Source organism: Paenibacillus sp. 1-18 (assembly GCF_000520755.1).
In the GTDB taxonomy this organism is placed as follows: Bacteria; Bacillota; Bacilli; order Paenibacillales; family Paenibacillaceae; genus Paenibacillus; species Paenibacillus brasilensis.
The window spans coordinates 22008-42579 of the sequence record NZ_ASSB01000073.1; the positions used below are offsets into that span (position 1 = coordinate 22008).

Consider the following 20572-nt stretch of genomic DNA (forward strand, 5'->3'; position numbering starts at 1 on the left):
TTTTTACTTTTTTCTGTCAAGTAAAACTAAAAAAATCGCCAAACACACCTTTTACAGTTCGGTTGCCCGTATTCTTATCGTAATGGCTTCACGCTGCGCTTTGGTCAAGCTCTTGAAAACCAGCTCATACGAATGATCAATCATGCTATACAGATCCTCTAATGGGAAAGCAGGATCGACCGTTATCGTGTTCCAATGCTTTTTATTCAAATGATATCCTGGTTTAATCGCTTTGTTTTGCTCACGCAGGTTTTCTGCAATGACCGGGTCACATTTTAGGGATACATGGCTAATGCCATCCTTTTCAGTCAGGAGAGCAAACATCTTGCCCCCTATCTTCAGCACCAGCGTCTCGGGACCAAAAGGGTAATCCTTGATAGCCTCTTTTTTACTCAGGCCGTACGCCACAATTTCCTCATACATCAGCCTTCTCTCCTCTGCTCCAGTTATCGATCTATGAACCTATTTCTGCCCTATTATATCACCTTCATGCGCGCAGTCAGCTTGATCATGCAGGCTTCACAGTTACACAAAGTCATGATATTCAGCGTGAAATTTGGCAGAAGTATATATTTGTTGCCAGCATGAGCGGAATCACAACTCTGATGGGAGCCTCCGTCAGGGCTATACTCACTACGCCAGAGTCGCGTACAATATATGAAAAGCTACTACATGAGATTTTTCGCATACGTAGGTGTACACTCTAAAAAGCAAGATCCTCCATGATGTAATCATGAAGGATCTCTTTTGTTTTACCCTGTACCTGTAGCTATAAGCTAAGCTCCAGTGATCAGTTATCCCGACATGCCTGCTCAAGCCCTTGAAGCAATGCTTGCAGCTCCTGTCTAGTCTCAGCGTTTGTGATTACGCCTTCCCGATCCAGTTTCAATGTAATATGGGGAATAATGACCTTTCCATTTTCCACAATCTCGGCATTGATCATTTGTAGTGTCAGCAGCAGCGAGGCATGAGCCAGATTCCCGCCCATAGGAGACGGTGATGCACTAATAACTGCTGTAGGTTTATTGACAAACTCGCCCGACGATACGAGCCAATCCAATGCATTTTTCAAAGTACCTGGCACGCCATTCCCATATTCCGGCGTACAGATCAGCACTCCATCGGCTTGTTTTAATTGTTCCCGCAGTTCTCTTACAGAGGCTGGCCCCTCATCTATATCCAAGTCAGGATTAAAATGGGGTAGATCCCCCAACCCGTCATAGACGGTGAATATCATCTGTTCAGACGCCAGCCCAATCGTAGCCTTCATAAGAGCTGTATTGGAGGACTTTTGACGGAGGCTCCCCGATATAGCCAATACTTTAGTTTTCTTCATCAATATCATCTCATTTCTTTTCCAATTCATATGGTCTTGTATTTTTCAGTCTACTAGAAAATAACACTAGCGAGCGGTCCGCATCGGATTCCGGCTTTCACAGGGCACCTTGGTCTGGCAAAGTCCGCAACCGGCACCCGATTTAGCCTCACCGCCGTTTAACACTGCCCATTTTTGCGATTCCTCACCGTACACAAATTTCATGCAGGCGATTTTGTCATGGCCGCCCTCCTTGCTGATGGCCTGCACAGGGCAACGGGTAATGCACACACCGCAAATGCCTTTGCTGCACAGCAGGCAATTCCCAGTATGGCTCGAATTCGAGGATGCTCTGGCATCAGGGGCCACCTGCAGGTCAGTTACTACAGACAGCAGGCGGATGGCAATTCCTTTCTCGGTGATGAAGCCGTCGTTGATACTGAAGGTGCCGAGGCCGGCGGCATACGCGATATGCCGTTCCGACCAGTTAGAGACTGGACCACCTGCGGCACCTTGGATGCTGTACCAATTCGTATCCAGCGGCGCCACCGCCCGGTAACCAAGGCCGATCAGATATCCCGCCAAATGCTGCCTTGCCGAACGTACAAAATATTCATCGCCAAAGGTCCGCAGCAGCGCCCACTCTCTGGAGGCTCTTGCCTTTTGGGCACGATTGGCCTTGCGGATTGGCTCGCTGATCGGCAGCACAACACTGATAACAGTGCCTCCATCAAAACTTCCTGCGCCGAGGGTCCGTTCGAAGGCTTCCTGCGGCGTAGCATGGTCAGGGCCGACCACTCTTTTATACTCCTCAAACAAAGGATCATTGGCCGCAGCAAATTGAATAATCGGCTCCTCGTAGTAAGGGCTCTGCAATTCTTCACAGAAATTGCCCTTGTCTTCGCTCACATAGGTTTTCATCTCGGCTGCGATGAGTTCTCTCATGTCTGGTACGGGCACTCCCATCCAATCCACATCCCTCTTCTTTGTTATTGTATATCTCTCGGCTTCCTTGCGGATAACCGGTGACAGACAGGTTAATGGCTGAGATACACATCTCAGCCCTTTTTCGTGTATATACACGAATGGGTTGGTATACCTCCCTTATAAGGCGGCGGCTAATCACAGGCTCAATTTTTCAATTTTGGATAACAATGCGGTCAATATCTGCAAATCATCGCTTCCCAGTGACTCCTGCAAAAAAAGCTGCGCCTCCTCCCATAGCTCTGCTGCATCGTTATATACCTCTTTTCCACTCCCCGTCAGAGTAAGGCAGCGGTTCCGACTTCCCTCAGCGGATGTATCCTTCACATACCCGCTTTGCTCCAATGCCTTCAAATTGCGCACAAGCGTGGTCCGGTCGAGCCGCATCTCCAACGCTAATTCGCTTACGCATACCGGTCCCAGCACCGTTAAGTGCTTGAGCAGCGAGAACTGGCTGATATTGAGTCCACTCGGAGCCAGATACCGGTCATACAGCCCTGTTACAGCCATCGAGGAACGGCGCAGATTAATGCATGTGCAGACCGAGGGCGAGCCCTTCCGCGGTAATTTTTTGTCCTTCCTTGACGCAGTCATAAAGCCTTCTTTCCTTTCATCTTTTCGTGTATCTACACTATTTCAAAATCCGTGTGTTTTGTCAGGGCAATTTGTCACAGTCTTCATTCTCTAATTTTCAGTATTTGGGTTCCAAAGGCTTTTTCGCAGAAATCAGTTGCATAAACTACAAGGGTAATCCTTTATAGCCTCCTTTTTACTTAGGCCATACGCCACAATCTCCTCATACATCTGCCTTCTCTCCTCTACTTTAGCCATTACCTATGATGCTTATTAAACCCCAAATCCGAATCTCCTATTTCTGCGCCTGTCCGGCCAATCCAAAGAAGAACAATTCCATGAATTGATCGACATTACAGGTTAACCGTTCTTGATTCGACGCCTCCCAATGCCGACTCAGCTCATTTTTAAACATCGTAAAATACATCATCGCTGTCTCTTCGGTTTGATCTCTATGGATATATCCCTCATGCTTCCCGAGCGCAACAAACTTCATAAAAAAGCTTGTTACCTTCTGCTCGCTGTAGCTTTCCAGTGCTTGAGCCAGTCCGCTAAACTCAGAGGACGGGAATTTTAGAAATTCATCCGATAGGATTTTTAAATTTTGGGCCTCCAGCATCATAATTTCCTTACTTTTCTCAGGAAAGGAAAGGCTCGAATCAAGTATTTCCTCATACTGCTCCAGCTGCTTGTCCATCCAATTCATAAGCATGTCAGCATAAAGCTGTTCTTTCGTTCCAAAGTAATTATAGATGGTCGCCGGGGAAACCCTTGCCTGCTGAGCGATCTCATTCACAGTAACCTTCTGAAATCCGTATTTAGAAAATAGTTGAAATGAAGCACTGTATATCTGCTCTATTTTTTTCTCTTTCCGTCGTTCAAAACCGTTCATCCTCTTCACCTCACATCATAGTGTAGCTTAGAATTTAGAGTACATCAACAATCGAACTACAAATCTATTGTAATAATGCATTTTAAAAGTTATAATAATTTTATAGTAAATGTACTATTTCAGTACAAAACTATAAAATAAATGATACTTGTGACATCTACTTGACCGAGGAGGCAAAATGAAATGAAACAAATTCGGATTCCTTCGTTTTTACATGATGTATTTGGTGAAAAGCAAAGTATTGGCTCGATTGTATGCATACTGCTTTTTGGTGGACTGCTGACTACTGCGCTATATTTGGTATTCCCTCAGCTTACGGACAACTTACCGATATGGCGCAGCGCTCTAGCGTTATTATTGATTTTCGATATATTCTCCGGTTGTATTGCCAATTTTACGGCTTCCACCAGTAACTTTTATGCTTCACGTAAAATGAACCGTATCGTATTCATTGCGATACACTTTCATATCGTGCTTGTTGCGCTTTTAATCAATACAAATATTGGGTACTCCATAGGAGTATGGGCATATACAATTGCAGGAGCATTCATCGTGAATGCTCTTATCGGAAAACATTCACAACGATTTGTTGCAGGCTTGCTCCTATCTGTTGGTCTCGGTGCTATGCCATTATTGCCCGGGTTACAGCCTTATATGCTGACCACCTGCTTATTATTTATGCTTAAAGTGTTATTTAGCTTCGCCGTAGATCATTATGGCAGAGCCGCGAATAGCATCGGTGAGGAAGCATGAGTAATTCACGCAACCTATCCAAACTAACCAAAGCAGACAAACCCTTATTCGTATCACTAATGAGCAGGGCTTTTGCCCAAGACCCCTTATTCCTGCATTTATTTGGCGACTCCAAGCTTGACAGAAAAGCAAAACATCGAGTAAAAGCCTTTGTTTCCTTTATGTTTGATAAAAGCTTTTTGCTTCACGAAGAGGTGTGGGGATATTTCGAAAATGAAAGCTTGATCGGTACTTACATTGTGGAGAAGCCACATGCAAGCATGCTTCAGAATTTGAAAGGGATATTGCTGATCGCGAGGTTGATTCCTTTGTTGTTTCAATTGTCTGGAAAAACATTAAGCCTGCTTAACTCCTATTTACGAGTCACAAGATCCTCTGCTCCTTCATTTACGCATCACTATCTCATTATGATTGGGGTAAGTCAGGAAGAACAAGGAAAGGGGATCGGCAAATCCCTTTTGCAACACTTGATCAATACGGTCAAAGCGGATAAAAAATCGCAAGGAATCGCGCTCGATACCGAAAATAAAGAGAATGTGGATTTATACCGAAGATTTGGATTTACGTTAAGCCAAGAAGCACAAATGGACAATATGCCTGTATACTGCATGTTCTACCCAAAAGAAGGTTAACCATACACAAAAATGCCTGCGGCTTCACAGGCATTCGTAATGAATAGGTGCAGCTGAATCAGGTATCCTTCTCTTGTTTGCGCTGCACGCCAATCAGATCGAGGAAGAAAACAAACAGTGGAATACCTACTATCAGACCCCAAATTCCAATCAAATGTTCAGCGAAAATCAATACGACAAAGGTAAAAAAGATCGGCAAATTGGTTTTGGATGACATCAGCTTCGGATTCAGGAAATAGGCTTCAATCGCATGGATAACCACGATCAGAACAACCAGATAAATCACATATTTGATTCCCCCGACGCTAAAAGCGATCAGACCGAGCGGTATCAGCGAGATGAACACACCCGCTACCGGTACCAGTCCCAATACGAAGATGATGAGTGCAAGACCGAGCAAATTAGGGAAACCCATAATCCAGAGTGCAGTCGTCGTTAAGATACAGTTGATGAGTGAAATCAGCAGTTGGGCTTCCAATACCTTTCCGAAGGTATCCAGGAACATCCGGCCAAAATGACCCACTTCCTCGAAGAACCATCCCAGCTTGCTATGCTTAAAAGTAGCTGTAAAGCGTGTAATATAGGATTTCTCCATCAGGAAAAACAAGCTCAGAATAATCGACACCAGCAGTTGTGTGCCCAGTTGGCTGATTTTCATGACTGCATTCCAGCCGGGTTCAAATAGCCGCTGAACATTCAAGGTATCCATAAATTCAATGATCGTTTCATTCCACTGATTGCGATTAGGATGCGAATACGCTTCCTGAATCATGAGATATACCTGCTTGACCTGCATGCTAATCAGCGGTACCATGCGGTAGACTCCCCACACGATGATCAGAATCAGCAAGGCGTATACCAGCAATAACACAATCGTAGGCGGCACATTGGCAAACCGCTTGATCAGCTTGTTCACTCCGTTATATATGCTGCCAATCAGGATCGTAAGCAGCAGCGTTAACAAAATAATATTCATTATGCTTCTCAACATAAACAATAGCAAAATAATTATTGCAAGGACGGCTATCCGCCTGACGCCCGCATGATTCATCCAGTTTCTTACCATTCGTCTTTATTCCCTCTCTCCTGCTTGACTGTCAACCTTGTTATTTGCTCCAGTATCAGCTTTCCCTTTTTAACAATTTACTGTTAGCGATCAATAGAGAACCTACCATGGCCAGAATCGCAATAGACCACCAAAATGTATTTTTAGCATCATCATGATCTACTATAATGAGCCTGATAACAGCCGTGATCCCAATATAGATAAAATACCGTAGGGGAAAATGAAAGTTGGTTTTAAAATACTTAACTATTAATGCTATGAACTCAAAATACAAGAAAAACACAAGCAATTCTTCTGTGAATTCATAGTAATTTTTGTCCGCCTCTGTGTACAAGAAAACATACGAGAAAATGGACCAAGTTTCTTTCAGGAGCAAGAAGCTTAAAATCAGACCGACCAGAAACAACGAGACATTCAAGACCATTTGCAGAAAACCAGGTAACTTCCTTATATACTTCATTACAACATTCAATATAGATCCCCTCGCTGGATGTACAGGTTCTTTATTTATATTAATTATCGGTGGAATACATGAAAAATGCTACACCACTTTTAGTGTAACCTTAATGAAAGTCTATATTCGCCCCGGCTATATAACCAATCGAGATAAAGATAAGCGTCCATACCAGAGAACCTGCGCTTGCCACCAGCATATATTTTCGAACAGGCATTGCACTAATCCCTGACAAGTAGCTTGTCGCATGCCTGACTCCCGGAATAAAATAACCGAACAGAATGGTCCATAGCCCGAAGCGTGCAAACCAACCCTTCACCTTGGCGAACCGCTTCGGTGTCAGCCCGACCCACTTGCCATGCTTATCGACCAACGGCTGTCCCAGCTTTTTGCCAAGCGTGTAGCTGAACATCATCCCTGTCATGGCACCGATAAAGCTAACAAGTACAGACATCGAATAATTCAGTACCATGATAGAGGATAAATAGCCGACAAATACCATAATGATTTCATCCGGAACCGGCAGGCCGATAATCCCAAGAGCAAGCAGCGCAAAAATAGCGATATATCCGTATTGTGTAATCATGCTGATGGCCCATTCCATAAAGACGCCACCTCCTGACCGGTTATTTTTTGAAGGATGGGAACGGAATACGGCTGACCATGAGGAACGATAGCACTATCATTACCGTAATCAGCAACCCCGGCTTCAAATGCTCACTCCATAAAAACAAAAAGGACATAATCACACCCGCAGCCGTAATCGGCATGCCTACAAAGCCTTTGCTATAAGCCATCAGGTTGAATCTTGCCAATCTTACCGCACCACAGATCACAAACAAAACAGCAGCCACCATGCCCATCCAATGGGTATCTCCCAGCTTGTACAGCAGGATCAGGAAGGCAGGTGCAACACCAAAGGAGACAACATCCGCCAGCGAGTCGAGCTGCTTGCCAAAATCACTGGAGCAATGCAGCAGCCTTGCCAGCAAACCGTCTAGTACATCCCATAAGGCAGCCACCACCACCAGGGTGAAGGCAGTCATATATTGCCCGTGAATCGTGAAGTACAGGGATAGGACCCCTGCCCCCAGGTTTGCAAGCGTGCAAAGTGAGGGCAACCAATTCCATTTCATATTACGTAACTCCTCTGCTATAGCTTAGCCTCCGAATATGACGACAAAACGGACGCCATTTGGGGTATTCTCCGCCTTATAGCGGAATTCGTGTAAATCGAGAATTCGTTTGACAATGGACAAACCGAGTCCCGTCCCACCCGTTTGGCGGCTGCGCGACAGCTCGGCCCGGTAAAACCGCTCCCATATCTGATCCAGTTGATCTTCAGGAATCGTCTCCCCTTTATTTTCAATGGAAAAGGTACTGATTTCTCCAGAGCCTTCGATACGGATCGTGATCGAGCTTCCTTCCTCAGCATGCCGGATGGCATTGATGACGAAATTGATCATCACCATCTCCAGCCAGCCCGCATCAGCATGAATCGGCAGCTCATTGGCAGGGATAATGACCGCTTCCAGTCTTTTTTCCTTCAGCAGATGGAACAGCTTGTCCACGACTTCCTCCACCAACTCACTTAATATAAAGGTCGTCTTGCGAAGCTTGAGGGTGCCGGATTCCAATTTGGCGAGGTCCAGCATATCCTTGACCAGCCTCTCCATTTTGTCCGCTTCCTCTACAATAACCTTTATGTAATGATCCTGCTTACCAGCGCTAACCCCATCCTGTAGTCCCTCGGCAAAGCCTTTAATAATACTCAGCGGGGTCTTCAGCTCATGAGAAGCGTTGGCAAAAAAGTCCTGCTGCACGGCCTCCATCCTCTGCTTCTGCTCCATGTCCTCCACCAATTGCTGATTGGCCTCCTGCAGCTCGCGCAAAGCCAAATCCAGATTCTGGGACAGGGTATACATGCTATAGGAAAGACTGCCCAGCTCATCATTTTGCCGGATCGGTATATGAGCTGTAAAATCGAGTTTAGCCATCCGCTTGGCGGTATTGTTCAAGGCAATAAGCGGACGGGTCACCATCCGGGAATAGAACAGGGACAAAATCAAAATCAGCGCAAATCCCCCGATCCCCAAATATAAATAAAACCAACGCAGGGCTTCATTTGTCTCACTGATTTCCTGTAACGATGTCACTGTGAACAGCAGGTCGATTTCTCCCGTACTCTGACGCACAGGGTAGACGATGACCGCATTACGTACGCCCGTCCAAGGCTCTGTCCATTCTTCCTCCAGCACTTCGAAATTCTTGAGCTTCTCCAGATGCGTCTGCGATAAAGGAAACCATTCCTCCAACGCACTTAACAGTAAACCTTGTCGACCGCTTAATGTTTTCAAATCTGGCATTACAATTTCCGTCACTGTGCCGGTCCACTTGACGCTGCTTTCTGTGCTTGTCTCGTCCGAGGCAGCTCCGATATTTCCGAAGCCAGGCTTCTGGATGACCACAGGATAGACCACATTGCCAGTAGATATTCCATTACTTTCCGGAATTTCGCCTTCAACGGTTATCGTGTCACCTGGCTGAATCCGGGAAGCTCTCAGCTCATCTCCGAACTGGCTTATAAACAGAGACAGCGATATCTTAACGATCTTACCATCTGCTTTTCTAAGATTGATATGAAACGGATCATCCAGCTTGACTTTGCCGTGGAGCGTTACAATCGCCAGCTGGTTCTTGTTTTGAAGCATAAAGCGAGCCGCCTCGCGCGAAACTCTGCCAGATCCCCACGCCTCCTTGACATAGCTCTGACCGAAGCTTTGTAAACGGCTTTCCACCCGACCAATCTTCTGCTGCTGATAAAAATTTTCAAAGAACAGCAATTGGCACAAGATCACCATCCCGTAAAAGCACAGGAAAAATGCAACAGTCATAATGAACAACTTAAAGGTTACTCCCCGTTTGTTCATTCTTCCTCCTCAAACCTGTAGCCTGTGCCAAAAATCGTGCGGATATGGCCTGATTCACGGCCCAGCTTGCTTCTCAGCTTTTTGATATGCGTATCGACGACCCGTACGTCTCCTTCATAGTCAATCCCCCACACCCGGTTCAGTATCGCATCCCGTGAAATAACCATGCCCTTATTATGTATAAGCAGCCGCAGCAGCTCATACTCCTTGGGTGTCAGCTCGACTTCTGCCTGATCCACCTCAAGCCGATGAGCCATCGTGTTGAAAATAGCACTGCCGAATCGCAATATGTGCGACTCCGGCTGCACATGTCCATCCACCCGCTTCATCAATGCGTTCGCGCGGGCGATCAGGACCTTGGGGCTGAAAGGCTTGGTAACATAGTCATCCGCCCCCAGATCAAAGCCCAATATTTTATCATCATCACCGGATTTGGCTGTCAGCAAAATAATTGGCACTCCTGAACGGCTGCGTACCTGGCGGCACACCTCCCAACCATCCATTTCGGGCATCATAATATCGAGTACAAGCAGGTCCGGCTGCACCGAATCAAACCAGATAAGCGCATCCTTTCCATTGCCTGCTTCATAGACTTCCCATTTATTCTGTTTAAAATAATCCGCAATCACTTCACGAATACGTATTTCATCCTCTACGAGAAGAACTCTTTTATTCAATCGACTTCCCTCTTTCGGCCATTCTATTACAACAGCATACCAAAGACTTGTGTTCTTTATGTGTTCTTATCAGTAGAAATTTTCTCAGCAAATTCCACCTTGGATTAGGGCAAATTTGTCTTGGCTCAGACCATCTCTTCTCCTTTGATCCTATCCTATAATAAAAAGAGATACAAAAAGCTTGAACAGGAGGGTAATACATGAGCAATCAAACCATTCAGTGGTTCTCCACTTCCAAGGCCCAAGCTTGGCAATCCCAAGCTCATAGCCTTATCGAAACGCAAGAGCAGGCAAACCTGACCATGACGGAAGAAGTCCATCAGCTTGTCGAAGGCTTTGGCGGCTGTTTTAATGAACTTGGGTATGTGGCTCTGAACCACTTGGAAAGCACCGAACGAGAGCAGGTGCTGCATTCCCTCTTCCACCCGGAGAGCGAGCACAAATTCACGATTTGCAGACTGCCCATCGGGGCCAGTGACTACACGCTGGAGTGGTACAGCCACAATGAAACGGACGGCGACGTGGAAATGAAGCATTTTTCCATTGAACGCGATCAGCAATATCTTATTCCTTTCATTCGGGAAGCGCTGAAGCTCAACCCGGACTTGAAGCTGTTCGCTTCACCCTGGAGCCCACCGACATGGATGAAATCACCCAAGGCCTATAATTATGGAACTCTGCGCTGGGAAAAAGATATTTTGAAAGCGCATGCATTATATTTTGTCAAATTTGTTCAGGCATATCGTGAAGAAGGAATTACAATTCATCAGATTCATGTTCAAAATGAAGTCATTGCCGATCAAAAGTTCCCCTCCTGTGTGTGGACGGGAGAACAGCTGTGTGAATTTATTCGCGACTATTTGGGCCCTGCTTTTGAGGAACACGGACTGGATACGGAAATTTGGCTTGGTACCATTAATGCTCCTGATCCGTGGGAGGAATTAATGAAGAAGGTTTCCACCGGATTCGATGAGTATGCCCATACCGTGCTGAGTGACCCGGAAGCCTACAAATATATTAAAGGCGTAGGCTATCAATGGGCAGGCAAAAATGCCATCCAACGCACCGTTGCCAGCTATCCCGAGCTTCGTTACATGCAGACCGAAAATGAATGCGGAAACGGGGAAAACTCATGGGACTACGCTAAATATGTGTACAACTTGTACCAGCATTATTTTACTAATGGTGTGAATGCTTATATTTACTGGAATATGGTTTTGGAGCCGAAAGGCAAGAGCACATGGGGATGGGAGCAAAATTCGATGATCACCGTTGATCCAGCGGATCGAGAGCCTGTCCTTAACCCGGAATATTACGTCATGAAGCACTTTTCTCATTTTGTTTTGCCGGGGGCCAGACGCATTGGACTTCGCGGATCATGGACCGGAAATGCCGTTGCCTTCAAAAATGTGGACGGACAAAGGGTACTGGTCATCGCCAATCCGTTCCACGAACCCCGCGCACTAAATCTGTCCGTGGGACAAAAGACGCACCGCTTGGAGCTGGAGCCGGAGTCATTTAACACGATCGTCATTCCTTCTTAGCAGTCGCTGATTCTGGATTTTTACAGTCTTGCACACATCATCACGCGTCACGGTCCGATTGACCCGTCTCTGAACGTATGCTTAGTTTCCAAAATGGATGTATCTCCTTTTGCGTAGAGTAGTTATAAATAGTATACTTGGAGTCACTACGGATGGGAGGGCGATGAACATCACTACTGTAAAAGACAGAATTGATTTAAAGCTGATTAATTGTGATAAGGAGTTGACCCTCGCGGTCATCGGCGGAAAATGGAAGCTGATTATTTTGTGGCATCTCGGTATGGAAGGCACCAAGCGGTTCGGTGAATTGAAGAAGCTGATCCCTCATATTACGCAAAAAATGCTGACCAATCAGCTGCGCGAGCTGGAGGAAGACAAGCTTATCCTTCGTAAAGTTTACCCTGTTGTCCCTCCGCATGTGGAATACTCATTGACCGAGCATGGCGAGAGCCTGATTCCGGTACTGAAAGCCATGTACGACTGGGGATCAAACTATCGCGAGAACGTGATTTGGAAAGAAGAAGGGGCTATTCAGGACGTTACACCCGTGTAATCAGCCAATAGCATGATGCATCACGCTTGAAATATATTTTTAGCCAGTGGAGGCGACTCTGGGAATACCCGGGGTTGTCTTTTTTATCGGCTCCTTTTCTCTCCAGTTAACGTAAAAAGCCTGAGACTGTACATCACACAGGCTCAGGCTTTACGCTTCGCTTCGATCACTTCATAGCTTGATTAGGCTTGCAGCTTACCCGCACGAATATCATCCGTCATACCCGCATAAGGTGCTTGGGAAATCAATTTCTCGTTGTTCACACCCGCATTTTCAATGAATGTAATGTCTGCAAATTCAGGGACTACATACTTCGGATAGGTTTCGTACTTTTCACGCGATTCTTCCATCAACGGAATAAAATCATTTTGATAGCGTACCGTGATCTCCGGATGCTCATGCACCCATTTGGGGAAGAAAATAATACCGTGCATGCGTTTCTCCTCAGGCATAAAGTTTAGAGAAACGTCAGTGCCTGTCGGCTCAGTCCAAGACACTTTGTACACATTCTCCACTAATTTCACCAAATTCACCTTCTGATCACGTACCCAGCGCCCGCCTACCATACCACTATGAATGCGGTAATCAATCGTATCTTCATTTTTAATGTATATTTCGTATTCCCAACCGTTCTCATAGGTGTAGATCATGTGACTACCGATAAACTTGTCCATCATACATCCTTCTTTCTTTTATTATTAGTTTTCATGAGTTAAAGAGGGCATCGACAATAGCATCAATTTTATACATGTAAATATAAACATGTTTTATATTACATTTAAATTGTAACACTGTGATATACTAGTGTCAAATACCCCATTGTAAGGAGAGCTACGTTGAAACGTACATTAAAATATGCCATTTTGGGCCTGGTCCACAAACAGGAAATGAGCGGCTACGATATTACGAGCCAATTCAAGCAGGAAATCGGACAATTTTGGAGTGCCAAGCACAGTCAGATTTATCCTGAGCTCAAAAGGCTAACCGAAGAAAAGTTAATTGAATATCGTACTTCCATTACAGGAGCCAAGCTGGAAAAGAAGCTGTACTGCATCACACCCAAGGGAACTCAAGAGCTGACCGAATGGCTGTTGAGTCCCAAAGAGCTGCCGGAAACGGAAAAGGATGAGTTTATGCTCATGCTGTATTTTTCAGCCGCCATCCCCAAGGAAGAAAACAAACGGCTGTTCGAGGATCAGATCGCCAAACGTAAAGAGAAGCTGGAGTATTTGTACGAAAGCAAAAAATCCCTCCAACTGCTGGATAAGAACCTCCAAGTTCCGGGCTCTCATCAATTCGGACATTATCTGGTGCTGAGTCGTGCTATCAATCGGGAAGAAAGCTATATTACGTGGCTGGAAGAAACGCTGTCCTTGTTTGAATAGCTTTCAATACAAAAAAATCCAGCTCAGCAAACAGGATTGCACCCTATCCGCCTGAGCTGGCTGCTTTCGTTGTATGTCAATCTGCCGTCGTATTGGAAGCTCCGTAATCCTCAATGTGAATATCCGTACTGAATTGTACCGGAATCGTGCTAAAAGTCGTATCCCAATCCTTTTTGACCTTGCGCCATACTTTAGGATGCTGAATCCGGCTATACAAATAAAATAGATGACTAACAGCAATCCAATAACTTTGCCAGCGGTTTTACCTATAATCCTCTGTACATACTGGTAAAAGGTTGATTCCGGAAATCGTTGACTTAGTTTTACCATAATCCATCCCGACAGGAAAACGACCCCTCCTGCCAAAATAATGGATATCCACACATCTGGTGTCCTTGAATCCTCCACCATGACCCGGGGAAGCGTAAGCAACCCGGCAGCCAGCATAAAGCTAACAATAATTACTGTCGTCTGCAACGTTGTAATTTTACCTGCCTTTTCTTTTCCCACGGTCATTTGGCTCCCTTCTTCGTCAACTTCATCCTTTTCGCTTGGGATCTTTATGCTTCAAGAGAATGGGTCTGTTTCTCATAAACTGAAACGGTGCCCGTATGAGGTAATCCTTCCAGTCCTTCAACGAACGCGGAGCCGTTAGACTAAGGAACGGCACGCCGAAGCTTTTTAATTTTGCCATATGAATACTCAGCATTAGGAAAAACATGATCACTCCATACAAACCGAAGATGGCCGCCGTGAACATGGCCGCAAAACGAAGAACACGCATGGAAATCCCGGCGCTGTATACAGGTGTGGCAAAAGAAGAAATAGCCGTGATCGCCACCACAATGACGAGAATCGGGCTCACGATTCCGGCATTGACAGCTGCCTGTCCAATAATAAGACCGCCGACAATGCCCATGGCCGGACCAATGGGTTTAGGCAGCCGTAATCCTGCTTCACGCAAAATTTCGATGGAAATCTCCATAATCAGGGCTTCAATGAGCGTGGAAAAGGGGACGCCCTGTCTCGCACTGATAATCGAAATGACCAGCTTGGTCGGAATCAGCCCGGGATGAAATGAGATAAAGGAAATATAGAGCGCTGGCGCGAACAGAGATATTGAAGTTGCCATAAAACGAAGAAATCGAATAAGCGACCCTGGTAGCCATCGTTCATAGTAATCTTCAGGAGACTGGAGCATCATCCCGTACGTTACAGGCACAAGGAGCGCAAAAGGTGTGCCATCCAGCAAAATTGCTACACGTCCCTCCAGTAAAGCAGCCATGACCCGATCCGGTCTCTCTGTATTCTGAATCTGTAGAACCGGGCTCAGAAAGTTATCCTCTATAAGCTGCTCTACATAGCCTGACTCCATTACCTCATCCATATCAATGGTTTCGACCCGCCGCTTCACCTCATCTACAAGCTCAGGATCGGCAATGTCTTTGAAATACACCACCATCAGCTGCTTCTTCACTCTTTTGCCGACTTTGAAGGAGGACACGGCCAGTTCCGTACTTTCTCCATGTCTGCGCAGCATCGCCGTATTGTCGCTGAATGTCTCCGTAAAGCCAATTCGCGGTCCCCGTAGTACCGACTCCGATATCGGGTCTTCCACTCCCCGGGTATTTCCTTTAGGTGTTCCGAGAACAAGAGCGCCCTTTATACCTTGAATCATGAGAATCACTGAACCGAACAACACCTTTTGTAAAGCAAACTGCACATCCAACGTACATTCTGTCTCCGACACAAGCATGACCTGGCGAATAATCATATCCCGAAGCGCTTCTCCTCTCGGAAGATCGTTATCCCCTTGCCCGGAGTTGCCCCAATCCATCAACGGCTTTAAAATGTTCTGGTCCATGCCGACCTTGTCCGTTAATCCATCCACAAAAAGCAGAGTACATGCAGCGTTCAGGTTTTTCAGAAAAATGGGGCGTTCATTCACATCTCCCATATCCGCAATTGCTTGTCTGATTCTTGCTATATTGGCGTCATAGTCTTCGGTAAAGCTCTCCCTTTCCTTCTCTTCCTCACTTACAGATGGATGATGATCTGCATGTTTCGAGCGGTCTTGTTCTTCCAGAAGCTTCAATCGCTCCATACGTCTGCTCTCTCGTCCGTCCAGCGCTTTAATTTGTCGTACGGTGAGGAAAATAATCAAAGGTACAATGAACAAGAATAAGGCTTCTATCCACACGGTCCAATTGGGCATGTGCTTTGTGATTACCTGCCACATGTTCATTCCTCCTTCACTTTCATCCGATTTGTATTTATATTTACCTGAATTAGAAAAAAATGCATTCCCGATGGGTGAGTTATCCATCCTCATCTAAATCTGCCCATTTTGCGGAATAAATTTATTGATGATTAAAAGGAATAAAAAGGTGAATTTGATGGAGGACTTGTAGTGTAAAAAGTGAACTTCCATGATAATATCTATTCATTCTATGACTAATGTCGCAATTTTCTTGAATGTATTGTCCATTATCCGAATTTAAAAGGAGCTGTAGGTATGAAGAATCATTTTTGAAAAAAAACCGCTGTATTGAGCTTGTTGGCGGTCATTTTGTTAGGAGGAACTGCAATAAGCCCCAAACAGGCACAAGCATCCCCCGACCCTTTTATTGGGGAAATTACGTTGTATCCTTACGCGTACGCACCTAATGGATGGTTAAAATGTGAAGGCCAAGTCTTGTCTATTCAATCGAATACGATGTTGTATTCACTGTTGGGTAATACTTTCGGTGGGAATGGAACAACCACATTTGCATTGCCTGATCTGCGCGGGGCCTCTCCGCTGCCAAATGTAGATTACTATATTGCAATTCAAGGGCAGTTCCCGCCTCGACCATAATGAATATGTTCATCAGTGTCCTATTTAATGAAGAAGAGGTGATGGCGTGCTCGAAGGCAATAACTTCACACGCAATAAATTGAAATCCTATCGCTTGCTGATTCCGTTGCTGCCCTTTCTCGGTGGAGCGGCTTTGCTCATAGGGACAAATGAAGCCAATGCGGCAGGCTCGGAAAATGTAGTGCTTAACAAACCAGCCACATCAAGCAGCTACACCCAGTCATATGAACCCAGCAGAGCAGTCGACGGTTCCTATGAACCGACCAGCCGCTGGTATCAGGCCAGCAACGGTGGAAAATGGATTCAGGTGGATCTGAGAGACTGGTATATCGTAGATCGTTACGCTGTAGCTGGTATGGGGATCATGAATGGATGGCAGGATCAACGTGACCCTTACAGCTTTCGATTGCAAACGAGCAGTGACGGAAGCAATTGGGTCACGGTCGATACCGTTCAGGAGAATGCGAACCCTCATTTTGAAAAGAGCATCCCTCCTGTAACTGCACGATACTTGAAATTATATATTGATCAAGGAAATGCTAGAAACAATCTGTGGACTTCTATCATGGAATTCGCAGCTTATGGGGAGCGACTACTCGTTCCGCAGGCCCCAGGCCATTTTACAGGAGTTAAAAAGGGAAATACGGTGGAATTGAATTGGGATTCCGTTCCTTATGCGGCTTCATATAAGGTCATACGAGACGGCGTTACGCTGTATACGGGCAGCTTAACCCAATTTATAGACACTTCAGCCTTGCAACCAGGCGAGGCTCTTTACAGTCTACAGGCTGTGAATGCTAAAGGTGAGAGTACTCCCATAGAGATCAAAGTGAACATCCCTACGGATGCCGATGATGTTGCACAGGCCAAAGACGCACTTGCTTTAGGCTTCGCCTCCGGTGACTCTGCTGCTGCGGTATCCCAGCCACTGGTATTGCCACTGACCGGATTGAACGGTACGACGGTGAGCTGGAGCTCGGATAGCCCGGATGTTATTACAAAAGAAGGTGCTGTAACGCGTCCAAGCTACGATGTGGAGGATAAGAAAGTAACGCTGACTGCAACAATTACAAAGGGAGCCGTCTCAGATACCCGAACCTTCGAAGTTACGGTTCTGAAAGCTTCTGCTCAAGATACACTGGATCAGGCAGCGGATCATCTCTCACTTGGCGATTTGACTGCGGTAAAAGATAATATATCTCTTCCTTTATCCGGATATGGTGGTGTACTGATCGAATGGACCACAACCAAACCGCTTATTATTGCAGCTGATGGAACACTCACCAGACCCTCCTATAGTCATGGAGATACAGATGTTATTCTGACAGCTACCCTGCAACTCGCTGGCTTGTCGAAAACAAAGAATTTCACTGCACATGTAATCAGTCTGCCAATGAGCGACACTGAAGCCGTTGACGCAGCATACAGGGCGCTTGAGCTGCCGATGACTACAGTAACCGGAGACGTTTATTTGCCAAAAGACGCTCTGAATGGCGTTCAGGTGTCTTGGACTTCAAATCAGCCTAAATTCCTGGATCATACTGGGCATGTCACATTCCCTAGCTATGTACAGGGTGACCAGAACATCACGCTGGAAGCGATTCTGTCAAGAGGCGGTGTTGTGCTTCAAAAAACATTCAGCCTGCTCGTGCCCGCACTACCCATAAGTGCGGATGAAGCAGTGAATTTGGCTGCAAATACACTGCAGCTCGATTACCCGCAAGGGATTAAGGATTCTATTGCTCTGCCTCATACCGGGGCATTCGATACCCAGATCGACTGGTCCTCGGATCAACCGGATGTACTCAGCAGCAGCGGTCAGGTGAATCGACCCAAATACACGGACGGTGATGTGAATGTACAGTTAAAGGCAATCGTTTCCAAAGGTACGGCTTTTGTAGAAAGAACATTCACTATTACGGTGTTGAAGGCGCTGCCAAATACACCTTATGTACGACTGAACGGCAATAATCCGATTGTTCTGGAAACCGGCGACAGCTTCACCGATCCGGGAGCCAGTGTACTGGACAGCGTGTACGGCAATGTTCTGATCCCTGAGCTGTCAGGTAGCGGTAATGTCGACACAAATGTGCCCGGCATATACGTATTGAACTATGCTTATAGCGATAATGGAGGCTGGACGGCAGAGCCAGCCGAACGCCGTGTAAATGTACAGCCCCGTGCGGTTGGAGCCGCCGCAGGCACTGGGAGTATCGCCTCGGTGATCGTTACGGGTGCCTTGCCGGGGGCTCGTCTGGAGCTGTACAATGCCCAGCAGGAGCTTATAGCGGAAGGGACCGCTTCCGAAGAAGGAAAATATATATTTACATCCGTTCCCGAGGGGGCCAGCTACTATGTGCTACAGAGCGTAAACGGCATGAAGAGCGCTCCCTCAGGGTTAGTATATGCCCAAGGCTTAACCGCCCAGCGTGTCGCAGATTCCATCACAAGCATACCAGCCCCTACAGCAAGTGATACGCTGCTCAGATTGCCTGCTGTTCCCGATGGTTTCCGTCTGACCATCAGCAGCAGTAGCCAGCCAGACATTGTACGGACAGATGGAACTATTGTTCAAGCAGTAACTTCATCCGTTGTATCTGTAGTATTGGATGTCATAAAGGTAAGTGATGGCTCTCATGCTTTGACACAAGCCATAGAAGTTATCGTCCCTGCCAAGATTAGTGTGGACACAGGCAAGTCTAACAAAGATAAAGAAGAAGATCAGGTTCAACAGACAGGAACCTCCGAGCAAGGGAAAGCGGTCTCCCTCTTTGTTCCAACAGCGGCATATCTCGATGAACAGATACAACAAGCACTGCGGGAAGGCAAGGCATACGCAGACATTCGTTTAGAGCAGGAAAAGCAAACTAGTCGTGTTATCCTTTCTCAAGCTTTGCTGAATAAATGGGATCAGGTTGGAGTTGCCGTAATATCTCGCTATGGAACACTGATGATATCCAGCGATGCCTTAACCCGCATGGCCCCAGGCCAGCAGGACGCTACTTTCTCCTTCCAGCATACGGATACAGAACGTGCACAGCAGATACGCGATTGGGCCGAGCAACAATCCAACCTGAAGCTAATAGGTCCGATTGTAGACATTAAGGCCAACGTGACAGGAACCTCGTCCATCGTTCTACCCCTGGATAACGAATCTTTAAGTAAATTGCAGAATGCGGAACCCCAATTCTCCATTCTTGCTATTCATGAAAATGGCGAGCGTGAGATTCTAAAAGGCACTGCTGTGATGGATTCAAAGGGAATTTTGTCAAGCGTAAGTGTGAATACAACTCGGTTAAATACCTTTGCCGTTGCTGTCTCTACCGACGCAAAGCCCGAACCCGATCGTACAAATGTGCAAAATACTCCCATAAATCCGTCGGATTCGCAAGAGCCAGCTCAGGTATGGCCGGATGTACAAGGCCATTGGGCAGCGAAGTCCCTGCAATCTCTTGCAGCCAAAGGCTGGATACAAGGATATAAAGACGGCAACATGCGCCCTGAGCGCGCGGTAAGCCGTGCAGAATTTGTGTCCATACTGACCAGAGCTTTGGGGACTACTAAAGACGAGGGTACATCTGCCAACTTTACAGATATGGAAGGACACTGGGCTGTAGCAGCGGTGGATGCCGCTCATCGTCAGGGGTGGATTCAAGGGCTAACCGTTCAGACATTCGGCCCTGATGAGAGTCTTACCCGAGAACAGGCGATGGTAATCCTGTCACATGCATTAGCCGATAAAATATCTGCTTCAAGCAAGGCTGCACCGCAGTCCGATAAGGATGATCAGCAAACTGCTTCCTGGGCTTCCACTGCATTCAAAAATGCTGTTGCCTCCGGCTGGATTAACGGTTATCCTGATGGGACGCTCAGACCAAAGGCAGCCATCAGCAGAGGTGAGCTGGCTGAAATGCTGGTACGTATTTTCAAATAAGACGTTAAGGACCCTTAAATTAA

Annotated in this window: 22 protein-coding genes; 8 read left to right on the forward strand and 14 right to left on the reverse strand. The window is 46.3% G+C overall.

Annotation, left to right across the window (positions count from 1 at the left end; all coding sequences use genetic code 11):
* Positions 1–51: 51 nt before the first annotated feature.
* Positions 52–423, reverse strand: coding sequence for an MmcQ/YjbR family DNA-binding protein (locus L693_RS0105250; RefSeq protein ID WP_025716365.1), 372 nt, complete (start codon positions 421–423; stop codon positions 52–54).
* A gap of 119 nt (positions 424–542) precedes the next feature.
* Here L693_RS0105250 and L693_RS31070 point away from each other — a divergent pair, with 119 nt between their 5' ends.
* Entirely contained in the window at positions 543–707 is a 165-nt protein-coding gene (locus L693_RS31070) for a ketopantoate reductase C-terminal domain-containing protein (RefSeq protein ID WP_269320823.1), read from the forward strand.
* Between the two features lie 83 nt (positions 708–790).
* Here the strand turns inward: L693_RS31070 and L693_RS0105255 are convergent, their stop codons facing one another.
* The 4 genes from L693_RS0105255 to L693_RS0105275 form a co-directional block, all read right to left on the reverse strand.
* Positions 791–1345: an NADPH-dependent FMN reductase gene (locus tag L693_RS0105255; protein WP_025716366.1), complete on the reverse strand. Its 555-nt coding sequence runs from the start codon at positions 1343–1345 to the stop codon at positions 791–793.
* Positions 1346–1402: 57 nt separating this feature from the next.
* A complete protein-coding gene (locus L693_RS0105260; RefSeq protein ID WP_025716367.1) occupies positions 1403–2281 on the reverse strand; it encodes a (Fe-S)-binding protein in 879 nt (292 codons plus the stop codon).
* Positions 2282–2437: 156 nt separating this feature from the next.
* Positions 2438–2893 carry a MarR family winged helix-turn-helix transcriptional regulator gene (locus tag L693_RS0105265; protein WP_025716368.1) on the reverse strand — a complete coding sequence of 152 codons (456 nt, stop codon included), beginning with the start codon at positions 2891–2893 and terminating at the stop codon, positions 2438–2440.
* Between the two features lie 274 nt (positions 2894–3167).
* Positions 3168–3764, reverse strand: a complete 597-nt coding sequence (locus L693_RS0105275) for a TetR/AcrR family transcriptional regulator (protein WP_025716369.1) — start codon at positions 3762–3764, stop codon at positions 3168–3170.
* Between the two features lie 183 nt (positions 3765–3947).
* On the opposite strand from L693_RS0105275, the gene L693_RS0105280 reads away from it, so the two are divergent.
* Both L693_RS0105280 and L693_RS0105285 read left to right on the forward strand, forming a co-directional pair.
* The gene (locus L693_RS0105280) at positions 3948–4517 is read left to right on the forward strand and encodes a hypothetical protein (protein WP_025716370.1); all 570 of its coding nucleotides are present in this window, start codon (positions 3948–3950) and stop codon (positions 4515–4517) included.
* Positions 4514–5149 carry a GNAT family N-acetyltransferase gene (locus tag L693_RS0105285; RefSeq protein ID WP_025716371.1) on the forward strand — a complete coding sequence of 212 codons (636 nt, stop codon included), beginning with the start codon at positions 4514–4516 and terminating at the stop codon, positions 5147–5149. The genes L693_RS0105280 and L693_RS0105285 overlap by 4 nt, the downstream gene beginning before the upstream one ends.
* Before the next feature lie 58 nt (positions 5150–5207).
* Here L693_RS0105285 and L693_RS0105290 read toward each other — a convergent pair whose 3' ends face one another.
* From L693_RS0105290 to L693_RS0105315, 6 genes are all read right to left on the reverse strand, one after another.
* Positions 5208–6215 (reverse strand): AI-2E family transporter, encoded by a 1008-nt coding sequence (locus L693_RS0105290; RefSeq protein WP_025716372.1) that lies wholly within the window; start codon positions 6213–6215, stop codon positions 5208–5210.
* Positions 6216–6270: 55 nt separating this feature from the next.
* Positions 6271–6675, reverse strand: a complete 405-nt coding sequence (psiE, locus tag L693_RS0105295; protein WP_025716373.1) for a phosphate-starvation-inducible protein PsiE — start codon at positions 6673–6675, stop codon at positions 6271–6273.
* Between the two features lie 103 nt (positions 6676–6778).
* Positions 6779–7273 (reverse strand): DedA family protein, encoded by a 495-nt coding sequence (locus tag L693_RS0105300; protein WP_025716374.1) that lies wholly within the window; start codon positions 7271–7273, stop codon positions 6779–6781.
* 22 nt (positions 7274–7295) lie between these two features.
* Positions 7296–7805, reverse strand: a complete 510-nt coding sequence (gene pssA, locus L693_RS0105305; protein ID WP_025716375.1) for a CDP-diacylglycerol--serine O-phosphatidyltransferase — start codon at positions 7803–7805, stop codon at positions 7296–7298.
* A gap of 24 nt (positions 7806–7829) precedes the next feature.
* Positions 7830–9599, reverse strand: coding sequence for a sensor histidine kinase (locus tag L693_RS0105310; RefSeq protein WP_025716376.1), 1770 nt, complete (start codon positions 9597–9599; stop codon positions 7830–7832).
* The gene (locus tag L693_RS0105315; RefSeq protein WP_025716377.1) at positions 9596–10276 is read right to left on the reverse strand and encodes a response regulator transcription factor; all 681 of its coding nucleotides are present in this window, start codon (positions 10274–10276) and stop codon (positions 9596–9598) included. Before L693_RS0105315 ends, L693_RS0105310 begins: the two co-directional genes overlap by 4 nt.
* 200 nt (positions 10277–10476) lie before the next feature.
* Between L693_RS0105315 and L693_RS0105320 the strand changes: the two genes are divergently transcribed.
* Both L693_RS0105320 and L693_RS0105325 read left to right on the forward strand, forming a co-directional pair.
* A complete protein-coding gene (locus tag L693_RS0105320; protein WP_025716378.1) occupies positions 10477–11820 on the forward strand; it encodes a glycoside hydrolase family 30 protein in 1344 nt (447 codons plus the stop codon).
* 163 nt (positions 11821–11983) lie between these two features.
* Positions 11984–12373, forward strand: a complete 390-nt coding sequence (locus tag L693_RS0105325) for a winged helix-turn-helix transcriptional regulator (RefSeq protein WP_025716379.1) — start codon at positions 11984–11986, stop codon at positions 12371–12373.
* 182 nt (positions 12374–12555) lie between these two features.
* Here L693_RS0105325 and L693_RS0105330 read toward each other — a convergent pair whose 3' ends face one another.
* Entirely contained in the window at positions 12556–13047 is a 492-nt protein-coding gene (locus tag L693_RS0105330) for a phenolic acid decarboxylase (RefSeq protein WP_014279672.1), read from the reverse strand.
* A 162-nt stretch (positions 13048–13209) separates the two neighbouring features.
* On the opposite strand from L693_RS0105330, the gene L693_RS0105335 reads away from it, so the two are divergent.
* Complete coding sequence (locus tag L693_RS0105335; RefSeq protein WP_025716380.1) at positions 13210–13758, forward strand: PadR family transcriptional regulator; 549 nt, start codon at positions 13210–13212, stop codon at positions 13756–13758.
* A 3-nt stretch (positions 13759–13761) separates the two neighbouring features.
* Here the strand turns inward: L693_RS0105335 and L693_RS32305 are convergent, their stop codons facing one another.
* Both L693_RS32305 and L693_RS0105345 read right to left on the reverse strand, forming a co-directional pair.
* On the reverse strand, positions 13762–14274 hold the full coding sequence (locus L693_RS32305) for a GerAB/ArcD/ProY family transporter (protein WP_025716381.1): 513 nt from the start codon (positions 14272–14274) through the stop codon (positions 13762–13764).
* Between the two features lie 22 nt (positions 14275–14296).
* Positions 14297–15997: a spore germination protein gene (locus tag L693_RS0105345; RefSeq protein ID WP_025716382.1), complete on the reverse strand. Its 1701-nt coding sequence runs from the start codon at positions 15995–15997 to the stop codon at positions 14297–14299.
* Between the two features lie 402 nt (positions 15998–16399).
* Between L693_RS0105345 and L693_RS31085 the strand changes: the two genes are divergently transcribed.
* Together L693_RS31085 and L693_RS0105350 are read left to right on the forward strand one after the other, a co-directional pair.
* A complete protein-coding gene (locus L693_RS31085) occupies positions 16400–16615 on the forward strand; it encodes a phage tail protein (RefSeq protein WP_231503534.1) in 216 nt (71 codons plus the stop codon).
* 46 nt (positions 16616–16661) lie between these two features.
* Positions 16662–20549: an immunoglobulin-like domain-containing protein gene (locus tag L693_RS0105350; RefSeq protein WP_025716383.1), complete on the forward strand. Its 3888-nt coding sequence runs from the start codon at positions 16662–16664 to the stop codon at positions 20547–20549.
* The last annotated feature ends 23 nt before the right edge of the window (positions 20550–20572 follow it).